The sequence below is a fragment of the Colwellia demingiae genome (assembly GCF_007954275.1).
Taxonomy (GTDB): domain Bacteria; phylum Pseudomonadota; class Gammaproteobacteria; order Enterobacterales; family Alteromonadaceae; genus Colwellia; species Colwellia demingiae.
This window is the reverse complement of record NZ_VOLT01000002.1, coordinates 405,781-420,182: the sequence shown is the minus strand read 5'-3', so window position 1 is coordinate 420,182 and position 14,402 is coordinate 405,781. Positions and strand designations below refer to the sequence as shown.

At 39.5% G+C, this 14,402-nt stretch carries 12 protein-coding genes and 1 pseudogene; 2 read left to right on the top strand and 11 right to left on the bottom strand.

What is annotated here, in order from left to right; translation table 11 throughout:
- Positions 1-286 precede the first annotated feature (286 nt).
- The 9 genes and pseudogenes from guaD to xdhA form a co-directional block, all read right to left on the bottom strand.
- Complete coding sequence (gene guaD, locus ESZ36_RS04610) at positions 287-1,636, bottom strand: guanine deaminase (protein WP_146784168.1); 1,350 nt, start codon at positions 1,634-1,636, stop codon at positions 287-289.
- 112 nt (positions 1,637-1,748) lie between these two features.
- The gene (locus ESZ36_RS04605) at positions 1,749-2,264 is read right to left on the bottom strand and encodes an ureidoglycolate lyase (RefSeq protein WP_146784165.1); all 516 of its coding nucleotides are present in this window, start codon (positions 2,262-2,264) and stop codon (positions 1,749-1,751) included.
- A gap of 99 nt (positions 2,265-2,363) precedes the next feature.
- Positions 2,364-2,705: a hydroxyisourate hydrolase gene (uraH, locus tag ESZ36_RS04600; RefSeq protein WP_146784162.1), complete on the bottom strand. Its 342-nt coding sequence runs from the start codon at positions 2,703-2,705 to the stop codon at positions 2,364-2,366.
- Between the two features lie 33 nt (positions 2,706-2,738).
- Positions 2,739-3,260 (bottom strand): 2-oxo-4-hydroxy-4-carboxy-5-ureidoimidazoline decarboxylase, encoded by a 522-nt coding sequence (uraD, locus tag ESZ36_RS04595; protein WP_146784159.1) that lies wholly within the window; start codon positions 3,258-3,260, stop codon positions 2,739-2,741.
- Positions 3,261-3,325: 65 nt separating this feature from the next.
- Positions 3,326-4,378 carry an allantoicase gene (gene alc / locus ESZ36_RS04590; protein WP_146784156.1) on the bottom strand — a complete coding sequence of 351 codons (1,053 nt, stop codon included), beginning with the start codon at positions 4,376-4,378 and terminating at the stop codon, positions 3,326-3,328.
- Between the two features lie 123 nt (positions 4,379-4,501).
- Positions 4,502-5,857 (bottom strand): annotated as a pseudogene (allB, locus tag ESZ36_RS04585) (allantoinase AllB).
- 93 nt (positions 5,858-5,950) lie between these two features.
- Positions 5,951-6,850: a xanthine dehydrogenase accessory protein XdhC gene (xdhC, locus tag ESZ36_RS04580; protein WP_146784154.1), complete on the bottom strand. Its 900-nt coding sequence runs from the start codon at positions 6,848-6,850 to the stop codon at positions 5,951-5,953.
- Between the two features lie 13 nt (positions 6,851-6,863).
- Complete coding sequence (gene xdhB, locus ESZ36_RS04575) at positions 6,864-9,272, bottom strand: xanthine dehydrogenase molybdopterin binding subunit (protein ID WP_146784151.1); 2,409 nt, start codon at positions 9,270-9,272, stop codon at positions 6,864-6,866.
- The gene (gene xdhA, locus ESZ36_RS04570) at positions 9,272-10,753 is read right to left on the bottom strand and encodes a xanthine dehydrogenase small subunit (RefSeq protein ID WP_146784148.1); all 1,482 of its coding nucleotides are present in this window, start codon (positions 10,751-10,753) and stop codon (positions 9,272-9,274) included. The genes xdhB and xdhA overlap by 1 nt, the downstream gene beginning before the upstream one ends.
- 513 nt (positions 10,754-11,266) lie before the next feature.
- On the opposite strand from xdhA, the gene ESZ36_RS04565 reads away from it, so the two are divergent.
- Positions 11,267-11,929 carry a HupE/UreJ family protein gene (locus ESZ36_RS04565; protein WP_425457373.1) on the top strand — a complete coding sequence of 221 codons (663 nt, stop codon included), beginning with the start codon at positions 11,267-11,269 and terminating at the stop codon, positions 11,927-11,929.
- Positions 11,930-12,227: 298 nt separating this feature from the next.
- Positions 12,228-12,767: a hypothetical protein gene (locus ESZ36_RS04560; protein WP_146784142.1), complete on the top strand. Its 540-nt coding sequence runs from the start codon at positions 12,228-12,230 to the stop codon at positions 12,765-12,767.
- Between the two features lie 111 nt (positions 12,768-12,878).
- On the opposite strand, the gene ESZ36_RS04555 is transcribed toward ESZ36_RS04560, so the two are convergent.
- Together ESZ36_RS04555 and ESZ36_RS04550 are read right to left on the bottom strand one after the other, a co-directional pair.
- Positions 12,879-13,460 (bottom strand): hypothetical protein, encoded by a 582-nt coding sequence (locus tag ESZ36_RS04555; RefSeq protein WP_146784139.1) that lies wholly within the window; start codon positions 13,458-13,460, stop codon positions 12,879-12,881.
- Between the two features lie 62 nt (positions 13,461-13,522).
- Positions 13,523-14,401, bottom strand: a complete 879-nt coding sequence (locus ESZ36_RS04550; RefSeq protein ID WP_146784136.1) for a substrate-binding periplasmic protein — start codon at positions 14,399-14,401, stop codon at positions 13,523-13,525.
- Position 14,402 lies beyond the last annotated feature (1 nt).

Sequence of the window (14,402 nt, the reverse complement as noted above, 5' to 3'; positions counted from 1 at the left end):
TTAATTATGTTGTTGAATAATTTTCCTTTTAAAAAATTATTCTTCTTAAGCGATGTTGCCTTAGACCCAGCTAGGCAACCGTCTGTTATAGGTAGTACTGGTATTTTTATTAGCTTCTTAGCCTTTAATAAGTGAAGCGTTTTATAATTTAAAAATTAATATACCATTAGTGAATTAGTTGATGACTGAAGTTTGTGAGTACAAAGAAGAAGCACGGAATTTATAACTATAAATGAGTACTTCTGATGCCGTATTCGCAGCTTTCAGGTATTAAATAATTTATTAATTAAACTTTTTCGCCCATGATATGGGTAGCTTTAACGTGTCTATCGTCACCTAGCATACTCAACACGAACAATTTCTCGGTTAAAGTGTTACAGCGTTTGATGCGTACATCCATTAAAGGGGTTGCTTGATAATCAAGCACGATAAAGTCAGCTTCAGCGCCTTGGACGAAGTTACCAATAGTCCCTTCTAAATCCAAGGCGACAGCGCCACCTAAGGTCGCTAAATATAATGATTTGTATGGGCTTAATTTATCGCCACGTAATTGCTGGGTTTTATAACCTTCGTTAAGTGTGGTCAACATAGAGAAACTACTGCCTGCACCAATGTCGGTGCCTAGCCCCACATTCACATCAAATTCTTCCGCTTGTTTCAAGTTAAAACAACCGCTGCCTAAAAATAAGTTTGAGGTCGGGCAAAAGGCAATTGCTGAATTGGTATCACTTAAACGCTGGCATTCATGATCGTGCAAATGTACACCGTGAGCAAAAACGCTACGGCGACCTAATAAACTGCTTTTATCGTACACATCAAGATAACCGTCACTGTCTGGAAATAATTCACTGACCCAAGCAATTTCATCTTTGTTTTCAGATAAATGGGTATGTAAATAAACACTAGGATATTCTTTTAATAACTCACCGGCTTTATTCAGTTGATCCGTTGAACAGGTTGGGGCAAAACGTGGCGTTATCGCATATTGTAATCTGTCAGTGTTATGCCATTTTTCAATGAGCGCTTTGCTGTCGGCATAGCCTGATTCAACAGTATCTGATAAATCGACAGGACAGTTTTGATTCATCAAGACTTTACCGCAAATCATGCGTAATTTTTTCTGCTGAGCGACTATAAAAAAGGCTTCAACAGATTCTTTATGTACTGTGCCAAATACTAATGCGGTGGTGGTACCGGCATCTAATAATTGGGTTAAGAAAAATTCAGCAACACGTTTACCGTGTTCAATATCAGCAAATTGTTTTTCTTCAGGGAAAGTGTAGTTTTCTAACCACTCGAGTAATTGTTCGCCGTAAGAGGCGACCATTTCGGATTGTGCATAATGTACATGAGTATCAATAAACCCAGGCATGATTAGGCCATTGTCATATTGAGTAACGATAACGTCGGCGGGTAACGTTATCAGTAAATCCTTGGCGTTACCTAAAGCTTCAACTAAGCCATTGTTGATGACTAATAGTCCATCTTCAAAGTACTGATAACTCTCTTCTTCTGATACTTTGGCAGGATCCGCTAAAAAGTGCAGTACTTCGCCACGATATGCTTTGCGGCCGGTACTTGTAGCTTTACTTATTGCTTCACTCGTTGAAGAAGTGTTTGCAGTGTTGTTCGACATATTTCTTAACCTATTACTTATTGAATTTTACTATTACTGGGTGTTTTACTGTTTTTCACGGCCTAATACCGTGCTATCTATTTACTCTTTTACGAATGAAGTTTTCATCGCTTTATTGCTTATCTGCTAATTTGATCACAAGCGAACCGTCGAGTTTTTCAACATCACAATTATCACCTTCTCCGCCGCGATCGACCACGAGAAAGTCACTGACTTCATTAAGCGCTAAACAAAAGTGATGCCAAGTACCTTTGTGGTAATTTACGCCTTGCTCACCGCTTGCTAAAAACACTTTAATGGCTGATATATCAAGCTCACCTGCGGGTGCAACCACAACCACATAAGGTTGCTTGCCCATAGGTATAAATGCTTGGCTGCCTAAAGGATGGCGCTCCATCATTTCGACAGGTAAAGGAAAAGCCAGCGGGGTGGAACGAAAAATATTAATTAAGGTTTTACCCTGTTGCTCAGCAACATCAACATCAGCAAGATTATGATAACGCATAGTATGGCCATCATTAATGGCGAAATGTTCAGCACTTTCGGACACTGAAATTACATCCCCATAAGCGGAGAAATTCTCTGCCGTTAGCTCTTGGGGTACAACATTAATGATTTTACTGGTCATCTTAATCTTCTCTGTTAACTGTTAATATTTTTCTACTGGCTAGAAACTATTGTTCTTTATTACTTCGTGCTTACTTGGGTACTAATACTTAAAGGCAAGTTAGCTACCACGATAAGTAGAGTATCCATATGCTGTTAGCAATAATGGAATATGGTAATGAGTACCGCTGGCGTCGATTTCAAAAACAATATCAACGTATGGGTAAAAACCTGCTTCGTTGTTCGCGTTAAAATAAACTGCGGTGGCAAAATGCATACGGTAAACACCCGCTGGTAATTTTTCGTCATCAGCTAATAAACCCGGTAAACGACCATCAACATTAGTGACTCCGCCGTTGACTTCTTTCCAACTATCACCGTCTTGAGCAAACAAAGTAATAGGGACATTTTGCGCAGGTAAACCACGGGTAGTATCAAGTATATGGGTAGTAATTTGACTCATGTTCATTCCTTTTATCTTAGCTGTTACTGTGAATTAGCCTTCAGCTAATGTCTTTTCGAAGGCTTTGGTAATGCGCAGTTGGAAAATTTTACGCTGTTCTTCAGCGGCATTTACAAGTTCTTGAGCTTTGTTATTTGGTAGACGTGCTTGTAATAAATCAGACATTTGTTTAGCACTTTTACCTGTAGCACAAACAATAAAGATAAAGCCAAATTTTTCTTCATAGTCGCTATTACCTTGAGAAAGTACTTCAAGTACATCGTCGTCGGCTTCTTTCACTAGACCTTGCTCGTTACCGGCTAATTCTTTGGTATTTGCATATTTAGCACGTAAGCTACTTACATCACCAATTTTTGGGTGACCTTCAAATGCTTCAAAATAATCTTGTTCGGTTAAACCTAACCATGCGTCATCAGCTGCTTGTGTTAATGCAGTTTCACTAGCAAATGGACGGGCATTAACCATTTTGTTAACCCACGTGCTTGAAGTACAACACTGCATGAACGTATGGCTAGCATCTGCTGCTGGTAATTGGTTTAAATCTGCTAATATCATGTTCGTTTCCTTGTTCTTTATCTTTAGCAATAGCATTTAAAAAATGCCATTGCTAAGCGTGTTAACTAACCTTGGCGGTTACCAAAAACACGCATACGAGAAATACCACCATCAGGGAAGATGCTTAAACGTACATGAGTAAACGGTTGTTCTTTTTCAACGATGATCTCTTTAGTGAATAAGTGTTCACGATGAGCATATAACTTAGTGCTTGGAATTATGGCTGTCCAAGTTACAGGTGCTGCATTTACTGTGAAATCATCACTATCACTGATACAACCTTCAAGCATAAAGGTATCAGGGAAGTTACCTTTAAAATGACAAGTATCAATGATTACCTTGTTGACACTTCCTGTTGCAGCAAGTTTAACAATTGACCAATCTGGACCTGGATCACGACGACGTTTAGTTTCCCAGCCATCACCCATGTTGGCGCCACGGCCAGGCATGATTAGGTTGTTTTTATCACTGAAAAACATATCGCTTACTAACAATGCTTTTGCACCATTTTTAATCGAAGCTAAGTCAATGAGTTCACCGTCAACAAAATCATTCCAGTTTACATCTGCTTCACCATAAACACGGAAACGGGCAATACCACCATCAGGGAACATGGTTAAACGCACATGGGTGAAAGCAGTATCATTCGATATTTCAAAAAGATTTTGGCTATGCGCTTTAACGTCAGTCGCTTCAAAAATTGTCTGCCAAACGGTATCTGCATTGGGTTGTACTTCACTTACACAAGCTTCAACAGATACTTTTTCTGGCGCGTTACCACGGAAGTAGTTAGTGTCGATATCAAAAGCGCGAATAACACCGCTAATGCCTAAACGGATAATACACCAATCAGAATCACGACCATTGTTACGGCCATAACTTCTGCGTGATTCCCAACCGTCCATCCATTTACCACGTTCAGTAAATTTCTCTTCGATAAAAATACCACGGCCTACTTTTAATAAGTTTTCCATTTCAGCGAAGAAATCATCACTACATGACAATGTTTCGCCACCTACTTTTTCACTGGCTAAATCTACATAATGAGTTTTTAATTTTTGCTCTAATACCGCTTCTTCTGCCGACAATTTGTTTTGTGCTAACCAATCTTCAATCATTTTTTATCTCCAGTTACTGCATTGTCAGGCAAGCCTTTGTCGACTCTGATACATTGCGTGTATGTTAAATTTTTTATTAATAATTTCTTTTAATACTTATTATTAAACGTTTTTTTAAAAGCCTTACAACTGACCTTTAAGTAACGGTCGACCTATAGGCGAATTAATGAATTCATCTTGCTGATAAACATGAAAGCCACGGACAAAGGTATGGTTTACTTGACCAAAAACCTTTCGACCTGCATAAGGAGTAATGTTGTGCTTGTGCTTGATCATTTCGGTGGTAATGGTGTATTCGAACTTTTCATCAAATACACAGAAATCGGCATGATTACCCACTTTAATTGCGCCTTTAACACTGTCTAAACCAGCAAATTTAGCTGTTTCCTGCGACATTAAACGCGCTAGATCTACCAAGGTAAAACCGCGATCTTTGGCTTCAGTCCAAATTAAAGAGAGGCCAAATTGCAGCGCTGAAATGCCACCCCATGCTTTTTCAATATCACCGGTATCAATATGTTTTAATTCTGGTGTACAAGGAGAGTGATCAGAAACGATAAAATCTAAGCGGCCATCGGTAACGGCTTGCCATAAGTGTTCACGGTTTTTGTTTTAACGAATTGGCGGACAACATTTGAATAATGTTTTGCCATCTGGAATGTTTTCCGAGGCAATGGTTAAATAATGAGGGCAGGTTTCAGCGGTAAAGCGTAAACCTTCAGACTTTGCTTGAGCAATAGTACTTAATGCTTCATCAGAGGATAAATGTACGATATGAACTTTACAGTTATCACCGGCTTCTTTTGATTCACGGGCCATATCAACCATTAACGAGATAGCATTGTTTTCCCAGCTTTTTGGCCGTGATTCTAAGAAAGAGTCGTATTCTTTAGTGATTTCAACGTCATCAAAATGACCACAATCAAGTTCTGCGTGGATCAAATAAGGCACATTATGTTTAGCTAAAATAGGCATAGCAGCGCGCATATCTTTTGCTTCAACAGGGGGAAACTCTTCGATACCTGAATCAATTAAAAAAGATTTAACACCTAAAACTCCTGCGTTGAGTAAATCATCAAGTTCATCAATATTGTCAGGAATAACACCACCCCAAAAACCACAATCGACCCAAAGTTTATCGTCAACAGAATCGAGTTTTTCTTGAAAAGCGGCTTTCGTTGTCGTAACTGGAATACAGTTTAACGGCATATCTACCAAGGCGGTGATACCACCAGCAGCTGCTGCTTGAGTAGCAGTATTAAAACCTTCCCACTCAGTACGACCAGGTTCATTGATATGAACATGGGAGTCGACCAAGCCAGGCATAATCACTTGTTCGCCAAAGTCTTTAACTTCGCAACTTAATTCTTGGCCATAAGCATGAATAGCATGAATCAGCTGGTCTTTAATTTCGACGCAGGCTGCGATCATTTTTCCTGCAATGACTACTTGTGTACTTTGTAGAGCAAAATGAGACACTTTGCTACTCCTCTAATGTAATGAACCTGAACTTGTGGAATACGTTTTCTATTGGTAAATATGTGCGAGCATATTTTTGCTTTTTTTGGCTTGCTAACTGACTATCTCTTCAGTCATTAAGCTTTTTAATTCTTGCCAAGCGATACCTTGTTTAGTGCTTTGTGGTTTGGCATCTTTTTGCTTATTGGCACCGGGGTTCGCTAATGCTTGTGACGCTAGCGCTGCTTGATAAAGTTGAATAATTTCACCTGCAACTGACACGGCGACTTCCATCGGCAACTTACCTTGTACTTGCGGTAAACCAATTGGGCAGTTCATCTTTTCTACTAGGCTTTTAGCAATATCACGATGCTGGAACCTTTGTTGAAAACGGCGCCATTTGGTATCCGAGGCAATCAAACCTAGATAAGCAAAGTCAGCACGTTTTAAAATATTGTGACTAATCTCAAAATCGAGTTGATGGTTATGCGTCATCACTATGTAATAACTGTTCGCTGGCATGAGAGAAACTTCTTCAGCCGGATTATCACTGACCAGTGTGGTGACATTATGATAATTGCCCGAGTCATCGGGAAATTGCTCTGCACGGCTATCAACCCAAGTAATGCTGCATGGTAAACCAGCAAGAATAGGCATGAGTGCTTTACCCACATGACCTGCGCCAAATAGCATGATATTGACACCACTGGCGCTAAAACTTTCAAACAATACGCTGGCATTACCACCACAACATTGACCAAGTTGTGCACCTAACTGAAAATGTTCTAGCTGTTGGCAATCATCACCAGCCATTAACAGCTGATGTGCATGTTTAATCACTTTATGTTCAAGATGACCGCCACCTATGGTGTCAAAAATATCATCATGGGTTATCACCATTTTGGTGCCACTATTACGTGGCGTTGAACCAGTTACCCCAACAATTGTAGCTATAACATAGGCTTTGCCCTGTTTGTTCAATTGATGTGCTGCACCGGTCCAATTAATTTTCATGATGATATTCCTATTACTTCGTCGCAGTTGCGTTATTTTCATGAGCGGCTTTAAGTGCTTCAACAGCAAATAACACACGTTCAGGTGTCGCAGGTGTGTCTAGCTTAGGACTAACTTTGTAGTCCGCGACACTGGCAACAGCATCTTTCAATGCCGACCAAACAGCCATACCTAACATAAACGGTGGCTCACCTACTGCTTTCGAGTTGTAAATAGTACGCTCTGGATTTGGAGCATTAGGTACTAACGCTACACGGAAGTCTTCAGGTGCATCGTTAATCGCTGGAATTTTGTAGGTTGCAGGGTTGTTTGACAGTAAACGACCTTGTTCATTCCATACTAATTCTTCTGTCGTTAACCAACCCATGCCTTGAATGAAAGCACCTTCGATTTGACCGATATCAATGGCTGGATTAATTGAAGCACCAACATCTTGTAATATATCAGTACGTACCGTTTTGTACTCACCGGTTAAGGTATCTATGATGACTTCAGAAACACAAGCACCTGTTGCGAAGTAGAAGAACGGACGCCCTTTACCACTAGCACGATCATAATGAATCTTAGGTGTTTTGTAGAAACCGGTAGAAGATAATGAAACACGATTCATGTAAGCAATTTGAGAGAACTCAGCAAAGCTAAAAGTTTGCTCACCTACGATGACATTGTTGTTTTCAAAGTGAACTTGCTGCGCTTCAACGTCATATTTCTCACAAGCAAAGTCAATTAAACGTTGTTTGATGGTTTTAGCCGCTGCTTCAGCCGCTTTACCATTTAAGTCAGTACCTGAAGAGGCTGCGGTAGGCGATGAGTTTGGCACTTTATCAGTACGGGCAGCAGAACAAGCAACGGTATCAACATCAACTTGGAATTCTTCAGCAACAATTTGCGCTACTTTAGTATTCAAACCTTGTCCCATTTCACTACCACCGTGGCTTAAGTGAATTGTGCCATCAGTGTAAACATGAACAAGGGCACCGGCTTGGTTCAAATGCTGTACCGTGAATGAAATACCAAATTTTACCGGTGTTAAGGCAATACCTTTTTTCAGTATGCTGCTAGTAGCATTGTATTCAGTGATCGCTTTACGACGGGCTTGGTAATCTGAACTTTCTTCTAACGATTCAATGATCTCGCTTAAGTTGTTATGCTCAACGGTTTGATCATAATGAGTAACGTTACGCTCTTCTTTACCGTATAAGTTAATTTTGCGGATTGCTAAGGGATCTTTGCCTAGATGACGAGCAATTTCATCCATGATCAGTTCGATTGTCATCATACCTTGAGGACCACCAAAACCACGGTAAGCAGTATGAGAAACCGTGTTTAGTTTACAACGGTTACCGGTAATCGTTGATTGATCTAAGTAATAAGCATTATCTGAGTGGAACATCGCTCTATCAACAATCGCATCAGATAAATCTGGTGAGTAACCACAGTTACCATTGACTTCGATGTTAATGCCTTTGATTTGACCATTTTTGTCAAAACCAACGGTGTAGTTGTTTTCAAATGGATGACGTTTACCTGTCATGACCATATCGTCTAAACGCGCTAACTTAAATTTAACAGGACGTTTGGTTTCATTAGCAAGTAAAGCGGCAATACATGCCCAAGGAGCCGCTTGTGTTTCTTTACCACCGAAACCACCACCCATACGGCGCATATCAACTAAAACTTTGTTTAGTGGAATATCAAGTACTTCAGCCACTAACTTTTGTACTTCACTTGGATGTTGTGAAGAGGTGTAAATGTTCATGCCACCATCTTCAGTAGGCTCTGCTGTTGAAACTTGCCCTTCAAGATACATATGCTCTTGACCACCAACAACTATTTCACCTGATAATTGATGCTCAGCACTGGCAATAGCTGATTCAGAATCGCCACGTTTCAACGTATGTGGAGGACGAACAAAACTTTGCTTCGCTAAAGCGTCTTTTACGGTAAGTACTGCTTCAAGCTCTTGATACTCAACTTTTGCAAGTTTAACGGCTTTACGCGCAAGGTCGAAGCTTGTTGCTGCAACGGCGAAAAGCGGCTGACCAACAAATTCTACTTTACCAATAGCTAGTACTGGGTCACCTGGGAATACCGGACCAATATCAGTATGACCGGGTACATCTTCAACGGTCATTACTTTTACCACACCTTCTGCAGCTTTAACGGCAGATAAGTCCATTGAAATGATGTTAGCGTGTGCCATGGTTGATTGACCAACCGCTGCATGTAATTCGCCACGAAGAGCTGGACGGTCATCAACATAAATGGCTTCACCAGCGACTTGCTTGTCAGCACTTTCATGTTTTTTAGAACGACCTACGCCACCTAGGCCAATATTTTTTTGTCCGTTAACTACATCTTTGTCAGCGTTCGTTTTTACCTTTTGGGTATCGGCTTTTTTTACATCAATTAAAGTACGCATTAGTAATTCACCACTCGTGTTTCAATAACTTCTCTTGTATGGGCACTTTGTAGCTCTAAATAGCATTTCTCGATAAGGTTTTGAGCTACGGTCATACGATACTTGTCAGAAGCACGTACATCAGTCATAGGCTGAAAATCGGTCGCTAACGCTGCTTTTGCTTGGGCTACTGATTCTTTTGTTAAGTTTTTACCTAATAATGCAGCTTCTGCCGCGGGGCCACGCTTAGGAATACCAGCCATGCCACCGAACGCTAAACGGATATTGGTAATTTTTTGGCCGTTTTCTGTAGGTGTTTGCTCAATGAAAAAAGCGGCTAATACCGCAGAAATATCATCATCTAAGCGCTTAGAGATCTTGTAAAGCTTCAGTGTTTGACCAGCAACGGGCTTAGGAATGGTAATAGACTTGATGAATTCAGAGGTTTGCAGAACCGTTTTTTTGTAATCAAGGAAAAAATCTTCAACTAAGATAGTACGCTCTGTGCCGTTAAGGTGCAGCGTCATCGTTGCGCCAAGTGCGATTAATGCAGGAGGCATATCGCCAATAGGTGAAGCGTTACCTACGTTGCCGCCTAAAGTACCGGTATTACGAACTTGTTTCGCACCAATACGCTCAATCATGTCACCAAGATCTGGGTAGTAGTGGTGTAAAGTATTGATAAAGTCACTGTAGGGTAATGCAGAGCCGATAATTATTTCAGACTCAGTTTCTTCAATAGTGGTTAATTCGGCAACGTTACCAACATACACAAGCTTTTTGACAACCGCTAAGTTTTGAGTAACTGACAGGGCTAAATCGGTACCACCAGCCACTATCGTTGATTTTGGTTCGTTAGTTAATTCAGTCGCTAGCTCATCAATGTTCTGCGGAGCGATATAAGTATTACCATTACCATGTAATGTAGGGGTTGGTAATTTCTCTAGCTCAGTAAGTGTTACTAGCGTTTGTTGGTAATGCTTAGCAAATGAATCTTCTTGATTACCTTCGCTAGAAGTCATTGCCGCTTCAATAATTGAACGGTAACCGGTACATCGACATAAATTTCCTGCTAATGCTTCTAATACCTCAGCGCGATTTGGTTTGTTGTTTTGTTTATGCAAAGCAAAAGAAGACATAACAAATCCAGGGGTACAGAATCCACATTGTGAACCGTGATTATCAACAATCGTTTGCTGGGCGTGATGTAGCTGAGCGCCTTCTTTCAAGTCTTCAACGGTAATCAATTGCTTGCCATTTAAATTACCGACAAAGGTAATACAAGAGTTAATTGATTTATAAGTAAGTTGACCAGAATTTTCAGTATCTAGTTCAGCTAATACTACGGTACAAGCACCGCAATCACCTGAAGCACAGCCTTCTTTTGTGCCAGATTTAAATTGCTCTTCACGTAAGTATTGTAAAACAGTCGTGTTAGGATCTAAGTTTTCAATCTTTACTAGCTCGTTGTTTAACAGGAATTTTATTGTATTTGCTACCATTATTCTTTCCGCTTTAATTTTGATTTTTAGTGTCGAGTTGAATATTCGTATGGATTCACTATAGCAGAATGGATAGTTGACACAAGTGTCAGCTTTGATTTATTTGTTACTTTAGTCGTTGTACTAGGGCACTAAAGTTTACGGAAATCTCTTTAAATGGCGGCAGAAAATGACTCATAGTTAGCTATGAAAGTGTGGCAAAACAGGGCTTTGCTGAGCGATTTTAAGTGGAGTATTTAATTACCCAAGGACGTGTATATCACTACGAGGCTTTAATAAAAATTTCACCATGTGAAATTAACATGAATTGAATATTGCTTTGTCGGTGCTTTGTAGAATACCAAGTTGAATTTAAAAATCTTAGCCGCAGGACTTGTCAGGATCTATTTAACTGGCATTATGTACTCAGTCCTAATGCTATTTGTTTTAACAACCATTCTTATCACTCAATATAGGCTGAAATCAGCGGAGTAATTAATGTTTCCTCGAAGTAGTCGCCTAGCCTTAATTACTATGGTATTGAGTATGGTGGGTTTACTGTCTTTCAATGCTATGGCTCATGGCGTAGATGAAAGTACCCGTCTTTTTTTACAAAACAATACCGGGGTTCAATTTTTCCCTTTTATGTATATTGGCGCTAAACATATGGTGACCGGATACGATCATTTGCTGTTTTTAGCCGGCGTAATATTCTTTTTATACAAGAGCAAAGACATTTTATTGTATGTCAGTATGTTTACCTTGGGGCATAGCTTAACTCTACTCTTTGGTGTACTGGGTGACGTGCAAGTTAATGCTTATCTAATTGATGCTATTATCGGTCTGTCGGTTGTTTATAAAGGCTTTGATAACTTAGGTGGTTTTCAGCGTACCTTAGGCTTTAGCCCAAATGCTAAAATGGCAGTACTGATTTTTGGCTTGTTTCATGGCTTTGGTTTAGCGACAAAATTACAAGAATTTCAACTACCCAAAGAGGGTTTATGGGAGAACTTGATTGCTTTTAATATAGGGGTGGAGTTGGGGCAGTTTGCTGCGCTAACATTTATATTACTGGTCATTAGCTTTTGGCGAAAACATCATTCGTTTACACAGTTTTCAACGGCAAGTAATACCTTATTAATGAGCGCAGGTTTTATGCTGATAGGTTTTCAGTTAACCGGTTATTTCACTAGCTAGCGTTATTATTAACAATAAGAAAAAGAGACATCTACCCGCTCGACTTGAATATGCTCGTTTCAGGAAGTCTGAGCGATTCAAAATCAAGGCGCATTTTTTTATTAAGGGTCATTCCCTTAAAAAGAAATGTAACGTAGAGTATGATTTGCTCAGTCTTCCCCAAGGGGCTGGTTTAGAAACACTTTATGCTGCGTTATTGATTTCGACAATAGAATAGCTATTCTATTCAATCAAAGTCTTGCCTAAAGGCGTTTCTAATTCTAACTGAATCATGCATCTACAAGTAGAACGGGTATATATGCAACATACGTTATCAAATAATGCTTTACTCAAATCAACGATTATCGCTCTGGTGATTGCGGGCTTAGTACTAATTAGTTTTATATTACCAGCAGAATACAATATAGATCCTACGGGTATTGGCGCTAAGCTTGGCTTAACGGCTTTAGCAAACCCAGGGGGGACTGCGTCAATTAGCATCAAAAAAAGTGATGAACTCAACACAGCAAATCAGCAAGAAACCGATATTATTGAAGTTATTGTCCCTGCAGGGCGCGGTGTTGAGTATAAATTTGCTATGGCACAGTTTAAGAAAATGGAATATCAATGGCAAACTGATGGTACTGCACTTTTCTTTGATTTACACGGCGAGCCTGAAGGTGATACCACAGGTTATTATGAAAGTTATGCTATTGCGACGTTGACGGAAATGAAAGGTAGTTTTACTACGCCATTTGCAGGTGTTCACGGCTGGTATTGGAAAAATACATCAGATAAACCGGTAGTAGTTAAACTCACTGTCGGTGGCGAATATAGCATTGTCGGATTAAAAAAATAGTCGTTGAGTATTTTATTTAAAGCATAGATAAGTTGAAAGCTTGTGAAGAATAGCTGCTGTTTTCTAAAGTGGTCCTCTACTGTGATTGCTTAAAGTTATTCCTTAAAGTATTTAAGGTATTAACTCAATCGAACGTACTTGTAAAATAGCTTCTCCACCGTCTGTATCTGTCATGCTTGGTGTCAAATAAATTGCATCAATATGTTCAGGTAATAAACCATAATCTGTTGCGCTGGCGGGTATCCATTCTGGTCGTGAGAAGTCTTTTAAATCAACTTCCTTAGTTGACCACTGGTTTGTCGGTGGTAACTCTATTTGGTAATGAGCATAACTTTGATCGCCATTTTTACCGTATTCTCGCTGTGATAATTTAATAATGAGAGCAATATCACATTGGTAGGTTAAACGTATTTTCTGGCTACCAGCCAAAGAAGCGCTAGGTAACCTGTAAATTAATTCAACCCATGAATTACGCTTAGCATCAACGCGGGGCACTCGCTTAAATTTGATCCAAATACCGCCATGTCTAATAAGCTTTTCGTTAATAATGGCTTCACTACCATACGGGTCTGTGTCATAGCTCCATTGGTATTTATCTAAAGGTACCTGAGTGATATCTGCACTGGCAGACACAACAAATATGGTTAGAAAATTAACCAAGCTAGTAAGTATTATTTTTTTGAAAAAGTGCATTTATAGTCTTAAAATTAATGTTTAGGGTAATAATGAATCAGGGTAGCCTTTCAAAAAAGACTTTATCCCTCCATTAATAGTGATGATTCTTTATCTTGAAGCGTAACAGATTGCTGATGCCAATCTCTCACGCCATATTTTGCTAAAATTCTGTTTAACTGCCCATTTTCTCTAAGGTTACTTAAGCCATAATCGAAAATTTGTATGTATTCTTTACTCAGTAAAGGTGAAAACCCTAAAAACAGCGGAATAAAAATTCCTTCAGTGCCGGCATAAACGATTGTTGGATCGGACGTAGTTGATGTTTTTAACTGTGATGTTTTTTGTGACAACTTAGATAGCTGATATTGCACAGTAAATCTTGAGTCCAATAAAATATCTAATCGCCCTAAACGCAACATTCTCAATTGTTTTTGCAATGGGGAATTACCACTAGCAGAGAATACATGTGCAGCATTATCTTTAAGTAAATTCTCGATTTTTTCGCCGTACTCATAGCCATTGATAGTACCAAAAACAGCATTGTTTTTTAACGCGCCTTCTAAGTCAGTAATACTTTGAAAGCGCCATGGGTCAGTAGCACGTACATAAAAATCATTATATAAACCACCAAAGCTTAAGTGACTTTTTTGCAGCTGAAAGTCACTTACATGCTGTGGCGTTAAACCAAGAACTATGTCTATTTTACCCTTTTCAGTGAGGTCTAGTGCTCTTGCTAAAGGCGTTAAAGCAAACTTTACTTTAAGGCTGTTTTTAGCCGCGATCTCTGTCACTATTTCAACTAAAAATCCTGGAAGATTCGCATTATCACAGACATAAGGACACCATTCATCAGAAGCGACAACTAATACTTTTGCCTGGACAGGCTTAGTAAGAATGCTTGCGCATATAACCAAGAATGCGAGACTAAGTGGTATAAGATTTTTAGTATGTTTTATCATG

What these genes read in the sequence shown, in the direction of transcription:
- ESZ36_RS04565 (WP_425457373.1), top strand. Translation starts at nt 11,267, where the DNA reads ATGGTATTGAGTATGGTGGGTTTACTGTCTTTCAATGCTATGGCTCAT.
- xdhA (WP_146784148.1), bottom strand. Translation starts at nt 10,753, where the DNA reads ATGGTAGCAAATACAATAAAATTCCTGTTAAACAACGAGCTAGTAAAG.
- xdhC (WP_146784154.1), bottom strand. Translation starts at nt 6,850, where the DNA reads ATGAAAATTAATTGGACCGGTGCAGCACATCAATTGAACAAACAGGGC.
- uraH (WP_146784162.1), bottom strand. Translation starts at nt 2,705, where the DNA reads ATGAGTCAAATTACTACCCATATACTTGATACTACCCGTGGTTTACCT.
- xdhB (WP_146784151.1), bottom strand. Translation starts at nt 9,272, where the DNA reads ATGCGTACTTTAATTGATGTAAAAAAAGCCGATACCCAAAAGGTAAAA.
- ESZ36_RS04555 (WP_146784139.1), bottom strand. Translation starts at nt 13,460, where the DNA reads ATGCACTTTTTCAAAAAAATAATACTTACTAGCTTGGTTAATTTTCTA.
- ESZ36_RS04605 (WP_146784165.1), bottom strand. Translation starts at nt 2,264, where the DNA reads ATGACCAGTAAAATCATTAATGTTGTACCCCAAGAGCTAACGGCAGAG.
- ESZ36_RS04550 (WP_146784136.1), bottom strand. Translation starts at nt 14,401, where the DNA reads ATGATAAAACATACTAAAAATCTTATACCACTTAGTCTCGCATTCTTG.
- ESZ36_RS04560 (WP_146784142.1), top strand. Translation starts at nt 12,228, where the DNA reads ATGCAACATACGTTATCAAATAATGCTTTACTCAAATCAACGATTATC.
- guaD (WP_146784168.1), bottom strand. Translation starts at nt 1,636, where the DNA reads ATGTCGAACAACACTGCAAACACTTCTTCAACGAGTGAAGCAATAAGT.
- uraD (WP_146784159.1), bottom strand. Translation starts at nt 3,260, where the DNA reads ATGATATTAGCAGATTTAAACCAATTACCAGCAGCAGATGCTAGCCAT.
- alc (WP_146784156.1), bottom strand. Translation starts at nt 4,378, where the DNA reads ATGATTGAAGATTGGTTAGCACAAAACAAATTGTCGGCAGAAGAAGCG.